Annotated in this window: 14 protein-coding genes; 3 read left to right on the forward strand and 11 right to left on the reverse strand. The window is 61.3% G+C overall.

Annotated elements, in window-relative coordinates; genetic code table 11:
- Window positions 1-3 precede the first annotated feature (3 nt).
- Window positions 4-747 (forward strand): SDR family NAD(P)-dependent oxidoreductase, encoded by a 744-nt coding sequence (locus tag BSU04_RS14130; RefSeq protein ID WP_089161252.1) that lies wholly within the window; start codon window positions 4-6, stop codon window positions 745-747.
- A 52-nt stretch (window positions 748-799) separates the two neighbouring features.
- Here BSU04_RS14130 and BSU04_RS14135 read toward each other — a convergent pair whose 3' ends face one another.
- The 4 genes from BSU04_RS14135 to BSU04_RS14150 form a co-directional block, all read right to left on the reverse strand.
- Window positions 800-2,038: a dienelactone hydrolase family protein gene (locus BSU04_RS14135; RefSeq protein WP_089161253.1), complete on the reverse strand. Its 1,239-nt coding sequence runs from the start codon at window positions 2,036-2,038 to the stop codon at window positions 800-802.
- A gap of 19 nt (window positions 2,039-2,057) precedes the next feature.
- Complete coding sequence (locus tag BSU04_RS14140; protein ID WP_089161177.1) at window positions 2,058-2,774, reverse strand: SDR family oxidoreductase; 717 nt, start codon at window positions 2,772-2,774, stop codon at window positions 2,058-2,060.
- 30 nt (window positions 2,775-2,804) lie between these two features.
- Window positions 2,805-4,358, reverse strand: coding sequence for an ABC transporter substrate-binding protein (locus BSU04_RS14145; RefSeq protein WP_089161178.1), 1,554 nt, complete (start codon window positions 4,356-4,358; stop codon window positions 2,805-2,807).
- Window positions 4,359-4,462: 104 nt separating this feature from the next.
- Window positions 4,463-5,584 (reverse strand): porin, encoded by a 1,122-nt coding sequence (locus BSU04_RS14150; protein ID WP_256982709.1) that lies wholly within the window; start codon window positions 5,582-5,584, stop codon window positions 4,463-4,465.
- Window positions 5,585-6,219: 635 nt separating this feature from the next.
- On the opposite strand from BSU04_RS14150, the gene BSU04_RS14155 reads away from it, so the two are divergent.
- Together BSU04_RS14155 and BSU04_RS14160 are read left to right on the forward strand one after the other, a co-directional pair.
- Window positions 6,220-7,326 (forward strand): LLM class flavin-dependent oxidoreductase, encoded by a 1,107-nt coding sequence (locus BSU04_RS14155; RefSeq protein ID WP_218827285.1) that lies wholly within the window; start codon window positions 6,220-6,222, stop codon window positions 7,324-7,326.
- Window positions 7,327-7,441: 115 nt separating this feature from the next.
- A complete protein-coding gene (locus tag BSU04_RS14160) occupies window positions 7,442-9,052 on the forward strand; it encodes an AMP-binding protein (protein WP_089161180.1) in 1,611 nt (536 codons plus the stop codon).
- On the opposite strand, the gene BSU04_RS14165 is transcribed toward BSU04_RS14160, so the two are convergent.
- The 7 genes from BSU04_RS14165 to BSU04_RS14195 form a co-directional block, all read right to left on the reverse strand.
- Complete coding sequence (locus BSU04_RS14165) at window positions 9,049-9,345, reverse strand: zinc ribbon domain-containing protein (RefSeq protein WP_089161181.1); 297 nt, start codon at window positions 9,343-9,345, stop codon at window positions 9,049-9,051. The two genes, BSU04_RS14160 and BSU04_RS14165, sit on opposite strands and share 4 nt — an antisense overlap.
- Window positions 9,342-10,508 (reverse strand): thiolase family protein, encoded by a 1,167-nt coding sequence (locus BSU04_RS14170; RefSeq protein ID WP_089161182.1) that lies wholly within the window; start codon window positions 10,506-10,508, stop codon window positions 9,342-9,344. Before BSU04_RS14170 ends, BSU04_RS14165 begins: the two co-directional genes overlap by 4 nt.
- A 12-nt stretch (window positions 10,509-10,520) precedes the next feature.
- Entirely contained in the window at window positions 10,521-11,213 is a 693-nt protein-coding gene (locus BSU04_RS14175; RefSeq protein ID WP_158937634.1) for a GntR family transcriptional regulator, read from the reverse strand.
- A 151-nt stretch (window positions 11,214-11,364) separates the two neighbouring features.
- A complete protein-coding gene (locus BSU04_RS14180) occupies window positions 11,365-13,239 on the reverse strand; it encodes an ABC transporter ATP-binding protein (protein WP_256982712.1) in 1,875 nt (624 codons plus the stop codon).
- A gap of 2 nt (window positions 13,240-13,241) precedes the next feature.
- On the reverse strand, window positions 13,242-14,210 hold the full coding sequence (locus BSU04_RS14185; protein ID WP_256982714.1) for an ABC transporter permease: 969 nt from the start codon (window positions 14,208-14,210) through the stop codon (window positions 13,242-13,244).
- Between the two features lie 11 nt (window positions 14,211-14,221).
- Complete coding sequence (locus BSU04_RS14190; protein WP_089161184.1) at window positions 14,222-15,241, reverse strand: ABC transporter permease; 1,020 nt, start codon at window positions 15,239-15,241, stop codon at window positions 14,222-14,224.
- Window positions 15,241-16,677: an FAD-binding oxidoreductase gene (locus BSU04_RS14195; protein WP_089161185.1), complete on the reverse strand. Its 1,437-nt coding sequence runs from the start codon at window positions 16,675-16,677 to the stop codon at window positions 15,241-15,243. The genes BSU04_RS14190 and BSU04_RS14195 overlap by 1 nt, the downstream gene beginning before the upstream one ends.
- Between the last annotated feature and the right edge of the window lie 5 nt (window positions 16,678-16,682).

A 16,682-nucleotide genomic window follows, 5' to 3' on the forward strand; every position in this document is an offset into this window, starting at 1 on the left:
AGCATGACGGACAGGGTAGTCCTGGTGACGGGCGCGGCGCGAGGCCTCGGCGCAGTGATTGCACGACGCTTTCACGCGTCGGGATATCGCGTGGCGATCGGCGACATTGCGTTCAACGCCGCGCAGGAACTGGCGAGCGAACTCAGCGCGGATCACTCGACGGCGTTTGCGTTGAACCTCGACGTGACATCGAAAGCTGATTTCAGCGCTGCGCGCGATGCGATCCTGAACAAGTGGCAACGCATCGATGCATTGATCAACAACGCGGGCGCGTCGAAGGTCGTGCCGGTGATGGAAATCACCGCCGAGCAATTCGATCAAGTCATCCAGGTGAATCTGCGCAGCGTGTTGTTCGGCTGCCAGGTGTTCGGCCAGCATTTCGCCGATGCCGGCGGCGGGCGCATCGTTAATATCGCATCGCTCGCAGGGCAGAATGGCGGCTCGGCAACAGGTGCGCACTACGCGGCATCGAAGGGCGGCGTGATTACGCTCACCAAGGTTTTCGCGCGTGATCTCGCCTCGCGTGGCGTCACGGTCAATGCCATTTCCCCCGGCCCGATGGACTTGGCCATCGTTCATGAAAGCGTGCCCCCCGACAAGTTGAGCGCGGTCATCGCGAGCATTCCAGGCGGACGTCTTGGCTCGGCCGATTACGTTGCCGATGTAGCCGTCATGCTCGCCGCGGAGAATGCTTACTTCGCGAACGGAGCGTGCTGGGACGTGAACGGCGGCTTGTTCATGCGCTGAGGTTTGTGCGTTTCGAGCGACGGAACCGCATGGTGCCATCGCCTTTTCCGCATTAAACCGGCTTGCCTTCACTCGACGCCCAGTTCGGCATCAATGTATTCGTGGGCAAGGTTTCATCGACCATTTTCTTCGCGGTCTGAATGCCGGCGACTGGCAAGCCTGTCGGATCGAGCGCGCCGATCTGCACCAGCACCGACGCCTGGTCCCAATAGATATGCTCGTTGTACAGCTTGTCGCCGCGAAAACAGATGACTGCCAGCATAGGCACTTCGAAGTATTTTCCGGTCGGCTTGAGTCCCGGCAACAACCAGTCGATTTCCCGATCGTGCGTCGCGCAGAACACGAACTCGTCGACCACGCGATCCGAGCCGATAGTGCGCGACACCGGAATCAGGCGCGTGTCCGCCGGATTCGAATCGACGAAATGGTATTTATAAAAGCGCTTCAGCTGATCGTGGCCAACACCGCCGGTCATGGTGGGAACGTGGTTGACGTAAGGCTGCGCCACCATCGTCGGCATGACGGCGTTCACGTCGCGCGTGCCGAATTCGTAGTAGCAATGCATTTCCCAAAGCTGGTTCAGGTCGTACACGGGACCGAGCACTTTACGCAGCAACGTCATGGTCCGCGAGTACGCCATCATGGCCGCGGGCTTGTCGAAGTGCTCGCGCTCGGGCGTAGCGAATGCGTGATCGCAACCCGGGTACACATAGGTTTCAATCGACGGTTTATCCTTCAGCGCCGCGATGATCTTTTCACGCGATGCCGTCGGCGTCATCGCGTCGTTCTCGGCGAAGTGGAAGATCATCGGACAGTGAATCGCCGGGATCTTGCTTAAGTAGGCATCAAGTCCCACGCCGTAGTAACTCACGGCGCAATCCACGTCGGTGCGCGCGGCGGCGAGCATCGCAAGACGGCCGCCGAGGCAGTAGCCGATCGTGCCGACCTTGCCTGCCTGCTCAGGCAAGGCACGAATCGCGGCGATAGTCGCGGCAATATCGTTGACCGCGTTCTCTTCATCGAGCCTTTCGTTGTAGCCGAGCGCTTCCTTGAAATCCGCTTCGCCGTAGCCGAGTTCGACACCCGGCTTCATGCGCCAGAATAAATCCGGAACGAGCACCACATAGCCCTCTTCCGCATAACGGTCGGCCATCGATTTCATATACCCGTTGATGCCGAAAATCTCCTGCAGCAGCACGAGGCCGGGACCCGACCCTTGCGCCGGCTTCGCGAGATACGCCGCGAACTTGCCGCCGTCGTACGCTGTCACCTGTATTGTCTGACCGCTCATCATCTCTCCTCCATCGATTTCAAAGATAACCCGCGAACTGCTTCTGGAGCGCATCGCGATCGGCCGCGAGACCCGCACCAACGCCTTGCGCCATCGCCCCAACATACACCTCGTCGGGACCATTCGCGAGCGCGGCGAACACGGCGTCGACCACCTCGCTCACCGACAGCTTGGGCGGCGGAAAATCGCGGCTCATGTCGGTATCGATCGCGCCGGGCAGCACGCCGAGCACACGCACATGATGCTCCGCGAGTTCGGCGCGCAGGCATTCCGTCATGCGCAACGCCGCCGCCTTCGACGCGCACAGGGAACCCATCATAGGCAACCCGACGCGCGCGAGAATCGACAGCATGTTCACGACCGCGCCGCGATTGGCGATCAGCGCGGGCGTGAATGCGCGGCACATGCCAAGCGTGCCGAAGTAGTTCACCTCCATTTCGGCGCGGGCTGCGGTGTTGTCGCGGGGAAAAATGGCTCGCTCAAGCCGGTTGATGCCGGCGTTATTGATCAGCAGCGTGACATCGCGTGCGGTTGCCGCGGCTTGCGCCACCTGCGCGGGGTCCGTGATGTCGAGCGTGATCGGGATAATCCGCGAGTCGCCCTTTGAAACGGCGCTGCAATCGCGCGCGGCGGCATACACCTTGCGCGCGCCGCCTTCGATCAGGCTCGTGACAAAGCGCGCGCCTACGCCACGATTGGCGCCTGACACGAAGGCGACAGAATCTTCAATCTGCATCGCATGCTCCTGGTTGAAAGAGACCGCCCATCACTTGCGCTTGTATTCGACCGGCAGGATATAGCCGCTGTCGAAAGTCTTCACATCAATATTCGATCGATACGCAATCGTGGTCACTGCCTGCAGCAAGGGTACGACCCACGATTTCTCCGATGCCTCCTGACTCAGCGCGCGATACCCGGCCATGCGCTTTTCCTCATCGACTTCGGTCATCAGCGCTTCGACGCGCGGCGCCAGTGCGTCGTCTTTCCACGCAGAAAAACGCAGGCGCGGATCGAGAATCCGGCCTGTGTAGTTCTCAGGATCACCGGTCGAATTGGCCCAGCTATAGAGCAGCACGCCGCTCATCTTGGTCGCCTGGATCTCGCCGATGACCTTCGCCATGGTGGTTTGCGTGAGGTCGGCCTGGATTCCTACGCGCTGCCACATACCGGCGATCGCTCTTGCCATGTCGTAGTCGCTCGGGAACGTGCCGTTGGTCGTGAGGAACGGCACCTTCACCGGCTTGTTCGGGCCGTACCCCGACTTCGCGAGCGCCGCAATCGCGCGTTGCGGATCAAAGCCGATCTTGAAACCGGGCACGTCCGCGGGCGAACCGGGCGTGGCCGTGACCGACAACGGCACGGCTTCGCCGCCATAGAACGCTTTGGACAGTGCGGCGGTATCAATGGCGTAATGCATGGCTGCGCGCACGTTTTCGTCGTCGAACGGCTTGACGTAGTTCGGCATGCGCAGCATGTAGATCTCGCTGTACGGATAGATCTTCGTCGTGATGCCGGGCGTCTTCGCCAGGCGCTGCGCCTCGCGCAGCGGGATCTGCACCGCCACGCCCGCGCGGCCGGATTCGACCGCGGCTACCCGCGCCGACGGTTCCGTCGTAATCTGGAACGTGACGTTCTTGATCGCGGGAACGCCGCCCCAGTATTTATCGAAACCTTCGAGCACGATGCGCGAACCGCGCTGATAGTCGACCAGCTTGTAGGGCCCGGCGCCAATCGGCTTCGCCAGGAAACCGTCAATGCCGACCTTCTCCATGTACGCCTTCGGCAGGATGTAGCCCGCCAGGAACGCGAGATAGATCGGCGCGGCCGGCGTAGGTTTGCTATACACCAGCACGGCGCGCGTGGGCGAAATGATCTCGACGTCCTTCAGCGTCTGGAACATGCCGCCAACCGCCAGTTTCTTGTCGGCTGACGGTCGATCGTGAAGGCTGTATTTCAGGTCGGCGGTCGTGAGTTTCGAGCCGTCATGAAACAGGATGTCGTCACGCAAGGTGACTTCAAGCCGCTGGTCGGTCTTGTCCTGCCACTTCCATGCCGTGATCTGGCGCGCTTCCAGTTTCAGCGTTGGCGAGTAGCGCAACGGGGAGTCGAAGACGGTCTCGTAGATGGATTGCGCCTGCGGCACCGTGATCGCCGTCGGATCCCAGGTCGGCACGTCGGAGATGTACGCGATGTTCAATACGTCGTCGCTTGCCGAGCCCTGCGCGCGCGCGAAGTCCCACGGCAATATCAGGCCCGCCCCTGCGGCCAGCGACCCCAACAACCATTGCCTGCGCTTCGCGTCGATCTCGAAACTGTCCATCGATACTCCTGTGTCCCGGCATCCCGCCGGATGAAGATGCACGAAAGCGTGCCGCGATCTGACCGACTTGACTCGCAGCACGCGCGAAGATGAATTATTGACGGTCAGAAACGATGGCGCAGCCCCAATCTAACTTCAATCTGGTTGGGTGTGCTCGATCGCTGCAAAACCGGCGCGAGATCGGCGTATTGAGCATCACCCGCTGCGTGCATGTAAGTGGCCTGCAAGTAGGTATCGGTGCGTTTCGACAGGTAGTAGTCCACGATCGCATCGACGTTGTGATACTTCGGCTTCTGCGAAGTCGCCGAGACCTGACCTTCCGTGAAGCTGTATCCGGTGCCGAGTTGCAGTGACGGGGTCACGTAGTAACTCGCCACGACCTCAAAGATGTTGAACGACACGTGGCCGCTGATGTTGGCGCCGACCGTCGGATCCAGTCCGAAAAATTTCGTGTTCGTATAGTCGGCGCTGATTTTTGCGTTGCCGAACGAGTACTGCCCGCTGATACCGAACGACTGGTACTTCGACGCAGCAAGCCCGTAGTTGCCATCGACCGCGTTGGTCGCCGTCCACACGCCTTCGGGCACGGCTTCGGCCGGGTGATCGATCGATGTATACGCGGCTGCCAGTGCAACCGGACCGCCCGCGTATTTCACGCCGACCGACTTGACCGCGTCGCGGTTGGTCGCGCCGGCCACGTTCCCGAATCCGTACAACGCCGACGCCTGGATGCCCGAGATGATCGGCGAGGTGTACCGGACAGCATTGTTGATACGAAAGTCGATGCCGGTATTGTCCAGATCGCCCGGATGCGGAAACAGGATGCCCCAGTTACCGTTCGCGGTGTAGAGGCCCACGTAGTCGCCCATCATTTCGTTTTGACGGCCGAGCGTGACCGTTCCCAAGGTCTTGCTCGACAAACCCACGTAAGCACCGCGGCCGAATTCGCGGCCCTGCTGCAGCAGCTTGCCTGAGTTGATGTCGAATCCGTTCTCGAGCCGGAAGATCGCCGACAACCCTCCCCCCAGATCTTCCGCCCCCTGAAGCCCCCAGCGGCTGCCCTGCGAAATGCCGCTTTGCATCTGATACGACTTGTTGCCAAGCTGATTATTCGAGAAGGTCAGGCCTTCGTCGATGATCCCGTACAGCGTCACGCTGCTTTGAGCGCACACAGAACCGCTCGCGCACAACGCGGCGAGCGATGCAGCAATAAGAGGAGTTTTCACTTGGGTTCCGTTAAAGATCATGGGTGGATGACGAGATTTCTTGATGTCGCGATTTCGTTTGTCAGTGACTTCGGGGTAGAACTCGCCGCGCCACGCAGATCCCTGCGCGGATCCCAGGGAAGGCAGCGTCAATGCGCGTGAATGTCTTGTGCTTCGATCAACATTCTGAATTCAGATTATTTCAGTAAAAATCAGACGTCAAGAACTTGCCAAAATTGTTTTTCGGGCGAAGGTGCGGGAAGGACAGAGATGCTCAGTCGATGGCGCGAGATTGTCCGCGCCTCGGGACGCGATCCGCATGAAACGGAACATGAGGGATGCGGCGATCACCTGCCGCCGAGGCGACGTGATCGCGGCATAAGTTCAGCGTAAGTACCGCAAGCAAGGCACTTTTTGCATCAAAACCGTGCTTGTTGGGATCTGGCGTCCTTGCTACCCTGAATGACATGACCGACTTTGATCCGTGGAAGGACATCAACCAGGTCGCTGCACCGCGGCGAACTTTTCCTGCACCTTGCGTGCCCCGCTACGTTCTGTTTTCGCACAAGCACAACGCATTGCACGCGGTCCTTGACATGTGATTTTTCTGAATTCAGTATTCTTCAATAATCGTCCTCGATTTCAAGGAGCATGTCTTGACCGAACTCACCGCGAATCCAATGCGGCTCGCTCACGCGTTCAAGCTCGGCGTCTTTGCAGCCAACGCGGATCGTGGCCTCTCGTTCACGACCGTGCCCGAGCAATGGCGCGCGACGTGGGACGACGTGCAGCGCGCCGCCATCGCGGCCGATGAAGGCGGCATGGACTTTTTCCTGCCCATCGCGCGATGGCGCGGCTTCAATGGCACCACGCATGTTCGCGAGTGGTCGTTCGAGACCTTCACGTTCGCGGCGGCGCTTGCCGCGGTGACGCGTCGCATTGCATTGTTTTCGACAGTTCACGTGCCGCTCGTGCATCCGCTTTATGCGGCGAAGGCGCTGGCGACCATCGACCACGTCAGTCATGGCCGCGTGGGCCTGAACATTGTGTGTGGATGGAATCCGGATGAGTTCGACATGTTCGGCGTGAAGCTGAATCCGGAGGCCTATAAACAAGCGGCGGAATGGTCCGAGATCCTGATGAAGCTCTACACGTCGGCCGAGCCCTTTGATTTCGAGGGCGAGTTCTATCATTTGAAAGGCGCCATCTCACGGCCTGTGCCGTTGCAGGCACCTCGTCCGGTCACGATGAACGCCGCGTTCGGTGCACCTGGACGCGACTTCGCGGCACAGTATTGCGACTATCTCTTCACCACGTTTTCAGAACTCGACGCCGGCCGTGAACATGTCGCGGATATTCGTGGCCGTGGACAAGCGGCGGGACGCGACATAGGCGTGTATACGGTGGCGCACGTGGTGTGCCGCGAGACCGCGCAGGAGGCGCAGGATTACTACCACCGCTATTCCGTGGAATATACCGACGAAGCCGCGCTCGACTATCACATGAAGCAGAAGAAGGGCTTCAGCAACAGTCACGACGACCGTGCATTCACTGAGTATCGGCAGCGTTTTGCGGCCGGGACCGGGAGCTTTCCGCTGGTCGGCACCCCGGTTCACATAGTGGATCAACTCATCAAGATCCATGAGAGCGGGTTCGCGGGCGCCGCGCTGACCTTCGTGAATTACGCCGATGAATTGCCCTTTTTCTGCGAGCAAGTCATGCCTCTGATGCGCGAAGCGGGTTTGCGCAACGACATCGACTGACCCTCTTGTTATTGAAGTTATTTGATTTATCTGAGTACAGCGCTTTTTGTCGGAACGGGCTTCACTCGCTCGTTCGGGAGGCGCTCGTCCGAACGCGTTACATCACTCTCGCCTTATGACATCGACCTCGCCCTATCTCGCGTTTAAGCAAACCGCACTTCAGTATCCGGACAATGACTTTCTGCATATCCCCGCCTCCGCTCGCAAGCATTACGCGACGCCGGAACCGCTGACGTTGAAATATGGCGAAACGCTGGCGCGTATCGATGAGCACATTGAGCGCTACCGCGATGCGGGTTATCGCTCGGGCATGCGCGTGGCGTTACTGCTCGAGAACCGGCCAGATTTTTTCTTTCATTTCTTCGCGCTCAATGCACTCGGCATCAGCGTGGTTCCGCTCAACGCCGACTCGCGCCCGCATGAAATAGCGTACGTGGCTGAACACAGCGAGATCGCGCTGGCGATTGGGATCGATACGACACAGGCGCTTCTGCATGCCGCGCTCCAGGACAAAGTCCCCGTTGCCGATGCGAACGCGTCCGCGCTACCCATGATTGAAAGCGCTGCACCCACGGTGAGCACACCCTCCCTGGACGATGAATGCGTCATTCTTTACACGTCCGGAACCACGGGCAAACCCAAAGGCTGCATTCTCGACAACCGCTATTTCTTGTCCATTGCCGAGATTTACGTCACGGAAGGCGGCCTGTGTGAAGTACGTCCGGGTGTCGAACGACTGATCACCCCGCTGCCGCTATTCCACATGAATGCGCTCGCCTGCTCCACCATGGCCATGGTGTTGTCCGCGGGCTGCGTGATCCAGCTCGACCGGTTTCATCCGCGAAGCTGGTGGGCGGATGTGGCGGAAAGCAACGCAACGATCGTCCATTATCTCGGCGTCATGCCCGCGATTTTGCTCGGCATGGATGCCGATAAACCCGTCACGCATTCGGTTCGATTTGGCTACGGTGCGAACGTCGATCCGAAACATCAGCAGGTGTTCGAACAGCGTTTCGGTTTTCCGCTCGTTGAAGGATGGGCCATGACGGAGACGGGCGGTGCCGTGGTGATTGCATCGAGCCGCGAGCCGCGTCATGCAGGCACGCGTTGTTTCGGCCGACCACGTTCAGGCATGGAAGTGAAGCTGGTGGATGCCGAGTACAACGAGGTCGCGAATGGTGTGCCGGGCCACATGCTGGTTCGGCGGGAGGGACTCAATCCGCGCATTGGCTTTTTCCGCGGCTATCTGAAAGACAACGCTGCTACAGAAGCCGCATGGCAGCACGGCTGGTTCCATACCGGCGATATCGTGCGTCGCGGTGACGACGGCAGTCTTCATTTCGTCGACAGGCAGAAAAACATCATCCGTCGATCGGGAGAAAATATTGCGGCGCTCGAGGTTGAAGCGTGCCTGCTCGATCATCCCGATGTGCGCCAGACCGCAGTGATTGCCGCGCCCGATTCCCTGCGCGATGAAGAAGTGATGGCCTGCGTGATCGTGTCGCCGGGAACGGTACGTAGTGAAGCGACCGCACGTGCGTTGCAGGCGTGGTGCCTGGAGCGGCTCGCGTATTACAAGGCACCGGGCTATGTTGCGTTCGTGGACGCGTTGCCGGTGACATCGACGAATAAAGTGCAGAAAACCCAGCTTGCCGCGTTCGGTGCAGACCCGCTGAACGCGCCGGAATGCTTTGACTTACGGGCGTCTAAGAAGCGTATGAGCTAGTCGCTGAAACCAACAATGGCGCCGTCGCTTTCGAGGCGAAGCGAGACGACGGCGCCCGGTGCGAGCAAGCGCTCAAGCCGCACAATGACGCGCGGCCCGGCGTGAGTCAGCACCGTCGCAATGTAAGCGATATCCCCGCCCGCTTTCCCCGCCCGATGATGCAACGTGGTGACGTCCTCCACGCTACCCTGGGCCGCATCCACCTCAACAAATTCATCGCGCCCGCACGACGGACACAGCAAGCGCCGGGGGAAATCGACCTGAGCGCACGCAACGCAGGCGAAGACGTTCATTGCGACGCTCCCCGTTCGAGCACGACGGCATTCGCACACATGCCGTATCGATACTGAACCATACCGTACCCGCTCACCGCCGCGAAGCGCGCGTCGTCCACCTGGCGTGCACCGGCCTCATGACGCAACTGAGTGATCGCTTCGACAAGGCCATGCATGCCCGCCGCCGCCCCCGCTTGTCCCGCCGACAATTGCCCGCCCGACGTATTCACAGGCAAGCGGAGTGACGCAATGCGCTCGTGGATGAACGTGCGCAAGTCAGGCTGGTCATCGGCGAACCCGAGGTCATTGAGTTGCGTGAGGATCATCGACGGATAATCGTCATAGACCGAGACGAGGTTCATGTCGGCAGGCTGAAGGTTCGCGTCGCGCCAGAGTGCATCGCTAATGCCGGCAAGTCCCGTGACAAGCCCGTCGCCATGTTGATGATCGACGTTATACGACGCACGCAACGCGCGAATGCGAACCGGCAGACGCTCAGCACAACGATGGGTCGACGAAGTCAGCACAATCGCATTCGCCCCCGACACCACCGGCACGCAATCGAAGCGACATAAGGGTTCAGCAACAGGCGGCGCAGCAAGATAGGTTTCGAGCGTCAAGGGCTCACGGTAGACGGCCAGCGGATTCATCGACGCCCACTCGCGTTGCGCCATGCACAGCGCCGCATAATCCTCGCGCGTCAATTGCGAGGCGCGCATCTGGCGTTGCGTGAGCATCGCGAACAGTGGGTTCGGTCCGCCCGTGTTCAACGGCCGCAGATGCGTTCGCGTGGTCACGTTGTAATTCTCGACGAGCGACGTGAAATCCGCCGCCTCGAAATGGTCCCCGCTGACCAGGACGATCACGCTTGCGTCGCCGGCCTGAATGGCACGCGCGGCATGCTGCAACAGATTGATCCCGCTTGCGCCACCGTGACAGTCATCCATGCACCAGCCCACACGCAAACCGGCCCGCCAGGCGAAGTCGATAGCGTGATCCGGCAGCAAGGTGAACGATGCAACGCCAAGACCGTCAACTTCATTCGTCGACAATTCAGCCTGCGACAGCGCGGCCTTCAAGGCCTGAGCGAGCAAACCCGCCGTACTCGTGCCGGCCGGTGCGTGACGCGTGTACGGCACTTCGACCGCCGCCACGATCGACACGCCTGCGAAGTCGTTCATTGCGTGGAGGTGTCAGACCGCATCGTCACTGTTGAGAAAATATTGCTGCTCGGCGTCATCGATAAAACCTTGGGTCGCCGAACGCACCGTCATGGCATCGCGATCCACGAAGCCTTTGAGCAACACCTGCATGCCATCCACAATCAGCTTCATCGTGCCCGGCTTCGTCATGGTTCCATGGCGCACTTGGCGCGTGTGATCGGCGAAACGCAGGATCGTGCCTTTCAGCCGCGTATTTAACACGCCTTCCAGCCAGATCGCGCGGAACTCGACATTGGCCTCGGTCATCAACCGGATGTCCTTGCGCTCGAACGCGCGACGGCATTTGCGATAAGCCGCACCCATGCCGGCGAGTTGTTCATCGGTGAGGACCGCTGCCGCAGCGGCCGCCGCGCCCGGTTCGAGCATGCGGCGCACTTCGAAGATCTCGCGCACATCTTCGGCGGTCAGCGCAGGCGTGATGAAACCGCGCGTGGTGCCGACCAGATACCCCTCATTCACAAGGCGTAGCAACGCCTGGCGAACTGGCATGCGTGTGCACTCGAATTCCTCCGCGATCTCGTAGTCGAGCACGCGATCATCGGGGCCAATCTGGCCGCGCTGAAGGCGGCCCAGCACTTCCTGATACACCGACTCCATCAACGTGGCCGGGCGCAGCGCGGTCCGGCGCGGCTGCTTGATAACCGTCGGGTCGGCGGTTGCCATGGTGTTCTCCATTGTCTGGTCTCGCGATTCGTCGCGATTCGTCGTGTTTAGTCACGACTGGCACGCCGCCGCGAAGGCGGCAGTGTCACGCAACTAATAATTGTACTGGCTAGCTTCCGGCCAGCCTCTCAAAGCCCGCCACGCATGATGCTCATGCCGCCTCCTCCAGCTCCGCGGGCGGCCACGGCGTTCCCGCATGATCGCTCGGCACCGCGTCGATCAGCGCGCGCGTGTAAGGATGGCGCGGTGCCGCAAACACTTCCTCGGTCAGCCCCTGCTCCACCACTTCACCACGACGCATCACGAGCACACGGCTGCACAAGTAGCGGACCACGGACAAATCGTGCGAGATGAGCAACAGCGCAATTTGCCGCTCGCGCCGTAGCTCCAGCAGCAGGTTCAGGATCTGCGCCTGGACGGATACATCGAGCCCCGACACGATTTCATCGGCGACGATCAATTGCGGCGATGCACACAGCGCACGCCCAATATTCACGCGCTGCTTCTGACCGCCTGACAACTGCGACGGAAAGCGCGTGAGGGTATCGGCGGGAAGACCTACGTCGCGTTGCACCGACTGCGCGCGAGCCAGCCGCTGCTTCGCATCGAGCGACGCCACGCCGGCCGCTTCCAGCGCCTGCGTCAGCAGCCGCTCGACCGAGCGGCGCGGGTTCAGCGCGGACTGCGGATCCTGAAAGATTATCTGCACCTGCTCGCGGGCACGCCGCACGCGCTCCGCGCTGCCATGCGTCAAATCTTCGCCGCCGATCATCACCCGCCCATCGGTCGGCTGTTCGATACCCATCAAAAGCCGCGCCACCGACGTCTTGCCACTGCCGCTTTCTCCCACGATCCCGACGAACTCCCCGGGGAAAATCTGCAGCGACAGCGGCTTCACGGCATGGAAAGACGTCTTGCGCTGCCCGAACACCCCGCCGCGACTCGTATAGGTCAGTGATGCCTCGCGCAGCTCCGCGACCGGTTGTGCGCCCATGACGGGTGCAGGCGGCAACAGCGGCGCCTGCGAATTGTCGACCAGTGGCGCATGTTCGCACGCCTCGCTGCACGCGACCCGATGCCCATTGGGTGCCGCGCGAGTTTGCAACACAGCGGCGCACGCGGTGCCTGCGCTGGGGCAACGCGGCGCGAACCGGCACCCGACGATGCCAGCGAGCGCGGACAAGCCCGGCATTTGCTGAGCGAGTACCGGCAGGCGGCGTCGTGGTCCGGTGAGATCAGGCGTCGCGTATTTCAACGCTCGCGTGTACGGGTGGCGCGGTTCATCGAGGACATCGCGGGCCGGACCGTACTCGACCAGATCGCCGGCATACATCACCGCGACGTCATCGCAAACATGCGCAGCCAGCCGCAGATCGTGCGTGATGAGCAGTACGGCAGTCGAATGCACACGCTGTTGTTCCGCGAGCATGCGCATCACGCGGGTTTGCGTGACGACATCGAGCGCGGTCGTGGGCTCGTCGGCAATCAGCAGCGCCGGGTTGCTCGCGAAGGCCATCGCGATCAGCACACGTTGGCATTGGCCGCCCGAAAGCTGGTGCGGATAGCGCTTGAGCATGTCCCCAGGTACCGGCAATTGCACCGATTCCAGCGCCTTGCGCGCGGTCTCCCAGCGTTCGTTCGACGGCACGCCCACGCGTGCGAGATGCTCATTGAAGGTATCGGCGATGGTCCACAGCGGGTTCAACGCGGTCAGCGGTTCCTGCGGGATGAACGCGATTTTCCGGCCGAGAAGTGCTCGGCGTTTGCTCGCAGACATGGCAAGCATATCCAGTCCGGCGAAGTGCATGCTGCCGCTTGTCACCGTGAAACCGCCAGGCAACAAGCCCGAGATCAAGCGCGCCAGCATGCTTTTGCCCGCACCCGATTCGCCGACCACGCCCAGCACGCGACCCCGTCCTATCGATAAGGTCAAATCCCGCAGCGCCGCGACCGGCACGGCGCCCAGCTTCGCAGTCAGCGTCACGCCATCGAGTTGCAGCACAGCTTCAGCGGTTGGTGTCGCCATCATCATTCTCCCTTGCTGCGCATGCGGGGATCGAGCGCGACGCGCAGGCCGTCGCCGAGAAGGTTGCAGCCAAGCACCGTGATCACGATGGCAAGCACCGGGAACAAGAGTCCGGACAACGATTCATGCATGGTCACGCGTGCGTCCGCAATCATCACGCCCCACACGGTGACATTGGCCGGCACGCTCAAGCCGATGAAACTCAGCAGCGCCTCCACGGTGATCGCGACCCCCATTTCGAGCGAGAACAACGTGATCATCAACGGCAGCGCGGCAGGCAATATTTCGCGGAGCATGATCCGCAGATGCGTGAAGTTAAGCAGTTGCGCCGCGAGCACATAGTCACGCTGACGCACAACCATCACCTCGGAGCGGACGACGCGGCAAAAGCGCGTCCAGTCCACCAGCACGATCGACAGGATCACGTTCTCTATGCCAACGCCGAGACTCACCATCAGCACGAGCGACAACACGACCGGCGGAAACGACATCCACAGGTCCACCAGATAACTGATGCTGCGATCGACCCATCCGCCGAAATAGCCGGCGAGAATTGCCAGCACGCTGCCGACAATTCCCGCGCCAAACGCCGCGATCACCGCGACTGTCAGCGCGATTCGGCTGCCGTATAACAAGCGCGATAACACGTCACGGCCGAGGCTGTCCGTGCCAAGCGGAAACGCGGCGTCGCCGCCGGCCATCCATGCGGGCGGCGACAACATGTGCAGCAAATCTTGATCGAGCGGGTTATGCGGCGCGAGCCACGGCGCGAACACGGCGCAGAACAACACGCCCAGCACGATCGCACCGCCGAGCCACAGGTTGACAGGGGGTTTTCGGCGCACGCGGGCCGATTTGCCGCTGACTGGCGCGAGCGGTGTAGCCGCTTGCGGCGATGGGTCGACTGAAGTGGATTCGCGCAGCATGTCAGCCTTCATATCGTGCTTCGAACTCAACGGGGTCGTGGACATATCGTGTGTGCTCATGCGGTTTTGCGCAGGCGCGGATTCATGATCACGTACAGCGTGTCGACAATCGCGTTGATCACCAGCATCAGCGCGCAGAACACGATCGCGATACCCTGGATCAACACCAGGTCGTTGTTGCGCACCGCCTGCACCATCAAGTTGCCGACGCCGGGAAAGGAGAAAATCATCTCGACCAGCAAAGCGCCGCCGAACAGGAAACCGAACTGCACGCCGATCATGGTCAGGGCGGGCAATGCTGCGTTCTTCAGCATGTGACGCCACAAGATCCGGCTCTCCGATACCCCGCGCAACCGCGCCACGCCCACATACGACTCATTGCGCTGATCGAGCAGGCTCGATCGCAGCACGCGGATCACGAGCGGCGCGAAACCAAACGCCAGCGCGAGCGATGGCAGCACGAGATGACTCGCCGCACTCAGCCAATCGCTGAATTGACCCTTGACCAGGAAGTCGATCAGCAAGATGCCGGTAAGGTGCGGCATCGGAATGCCGTCGCCCACGCGGCCGGAAAACGGCAGCACGGGCAAATACACGCCCAGCAGCGCGATCAACAACAAGGCCCACAAGAACGACGGTACGGACTGCATTAGCACGACGGCAAAGCTGACCGGCAACTCGCCACGTCGATCGGTGACAGCGTAAGCAAACACGCCGCCCGGCACGCTGATGATCAGCGAGATGACGAGTGCCGCGAGACAGAGTTCAAGCGTCGCTGGCAGGGTCGAACCGATCAGCGTGGCGACCGGTTGCTGGAACGAAATCGATGCCCCCAGGTTACCGTGCAGCGCATTCACGATCCAGATCAGGAACTGGCTGGGGATCGGTTTATCGAGGCCGAGCTGATGGCGCAAAAGAGCAGCATCGGCGGGCGTGGCGTTGGGTGGGAGCATCATCGCGAGCGGGTCGGCAGGGATGAGGCGCAGCACGACGAACACGATCAGCGAGAGCATCAGCAGCGTGGGGATCGCGGCGATGAGCCGGCGCGAAAGAACGGTAGAAATCAGCCGCAGCATCACAGCGCTCCAGTGGGGCTCGACTTGCCGGGCACAGCGTCAACGAACACCTTGCCGGGGTTGAGCAGGTTTGAGGGGTCGAGGGCGCGCTTGATCGCGCGCATTGCGCCGATCGCACCAGCGTCACGGGTGTAGCCCAGATACGCGCGCTTCTTGCCGCCGATCCCATGTTCCGCGGAAACAGCGCCATGCCAGTCGCGCGTGAGTTCGTAGACTGCGGCATCGACGTGTTCTTCGAGATCGGGTGGCGCATTCTTCAGATGCGCGATGACATGCAGGTTGCCGTCGCCGAGATGGCCATACACCAGCGTGCGCATATCGGGCCAGCGCGCGTGCAGCATGGCTTCGCATTGCTCGGCAACCTGGCCGATATCGGCAATCGCAAAGCTGATGTCGAAGCCGATAAGACCCGGCAGAAGAATCGGGAATTCAGCGGGCGCGTCTCGAACGGCCCAGAAACGGGTGGCATCGGCGGCGGAACTGGCAAGCGAGGCGTTCTCGATCACGCCGGCATCGAGCATCTCGCCCAGCATGGCTTCGAACTCTTCGGCTTGTCTTTCAGCGTCGGAACCCATGCTTTCCAGCAGCACGTAGAACGCATGCGTTGTGTCGAGCGGCGCACGCACGGTCTTCACATTTGCGAGCACGTAGTCGTAATAACTCGGCCACATCACTTCGAATGCCGAGACCCCGCCTGACATCCGCGCGCGGGCATGCTGCAGCAACCGCGTGACGGCTGCGAAGTCAGGGAGCCCGCACCATGCCGTCGATACCCCCAGTGGTTTGGGCGCGAGCCGCATGACCGCGCGCGTGATCACCCCTAGCGTGCCTTCGCTGCCGATCAACAGGTTCTTCAGGTCATAACCGCTGTTGTTCTTGATCATCTTGTGGAGATCACTGACCAGCGTGCCGTCTGCGAGAACGGCTTCCAGACCGAGCACATGGTCGCGCGCCATGCCGTATTTGATGACGCGATTTCCGCCGGCGTTGGTGGCGAGGTTGCCGCCGATCGTGCAACTGCCGCGCGCGCCGAGATCGAGGGGAAACATCATGCCGGCAGCATCGGCGGCTTCCTGCACGCGTTGCAGCACCGCGCCCGCCTGCACGGTGATCGTGCCCGAGACAGTATCGACTTCTTCGATAGCGCTCATCCGTTCAAGGCTCAGCGCCACTTCGCCGCCGAACAGGTTGGCACCACCCGCGAGGCCGGTCAAACCGCCCTGTGTGACGACCGCCCGCTGGTTGGCATGGCAAAACGCGAGCGCCCGCGATACCTCTTGCGTCGAACGCGGCCGGATCAACGCGATGGGTTCGGCGCCCGGCGTTCCGCTCCAGTCCCGCACTCGCCGGGTACCGAGATCGGCGCCGGGCGTCACCACATCGGCGCCCAACTCGGCCACCAATCGTTCGACGAAACTGCCCGAAGATGACGTCATGACTG

This window comes from Caballeronia sordidicola (assembly GCF_002220365.1).
GTDB lineage: Bacteria > Pseudomonadota > Gammaproteobacteria > Burkholderiales > Burkholderiaceae > Caballeronia > Caballeronia sordidicola_C.

Excerpts from the sequence above, each read along its gene's own strand:
- BSU04_RS14130 (WP_089161252.1), top strand. The coding sequence starts at position 4 with ATGACGGACAGGGTAGTCCTGGTGACGGGCGCGGCGCGAGGCCTCGGC.
- BSU04_RS14170 (WP_089161182.1), bottom strand. The coding sequence starts at position 10,508 with ATGAACGACTTCGCAGGCGTGTCGATCGTGGCGGCGGTCGAAGTGCCG.
- BSU04_RS14175 (WP_158937634.1), bottom strand. The coding sequence starts at position 11,213 with ATGGCAACCGCCGACCCGACGGTTATCAAGCAGCCGCGCCGGACCGCG.
- BSU04_RS14195 (WP_089161185.1), bottom strand. The coding sequence starts at position 16,677 with ATGACGTCATCTTCGGGCAGTTTCGTCGAACGATTGGTGGCCGAGTTG.
- BSU04_RS14135 (WP_089161253.1), bottom strand. The coding sequence starts at position 2,038 with ATGAGCGGTCAGACAATACAGGTGACAGCGTACGACGGCGGCAAGTTC.
- BSU04_RS14185 (WP_256982714.1), bottom strand. The coding sequence starts at position 14,210 with ATGTCCACGACCCCGTTGAGTTCGAAGCACGATATGAAGGCTGACATG.
- BSU04_RS14140 (WP_089161177.1), bottom strand. The coding sequence starts at position 2,774 with ATGCAGATTGAAGATTCTGTCGCCTTCGTGTCAGGCGCCAATCGTGGC.
- BSU04_RS14160 (WP_089161180.1), top strand. The coding sequence starts at position 7,442 with ATGACATCGACCTCGCCCTATCTCGCGTTTAAGCAAACCGCACTTCAG.
- BSU04_RS14165 (WP_089161181.1), bottom strand. The coding sequence starts at position 9,345 with ATGAACGTCTTCGCCTGCGTTGCGTGCGCTCAGGTCGATTTCCCCCGG.
- BSU04_RS14190 (WP_089161184.1), bottom strand. The coding sequence starts at position 15,241 with ATGCTGCGGCTGATTTCTACCGTTCTTTCGCGCCGGCTCATCGCCGCG.
- BSU04_RS14145 (WP_089161178.1), bottom strand. The coding sequence starts at position 4,358 with ATGGACAGTTTCGAGATCGACGCGAAGCGCAGGCAATGGTTGTTGGGG.
- BSU04_RS14180 (WP_256982712.1), bottom strand. The coding sequence starts at position 13,239 with ATGGCGACACCAACCGCTGAAGCTGTGCTGCAACTCGATGGCGTGACG.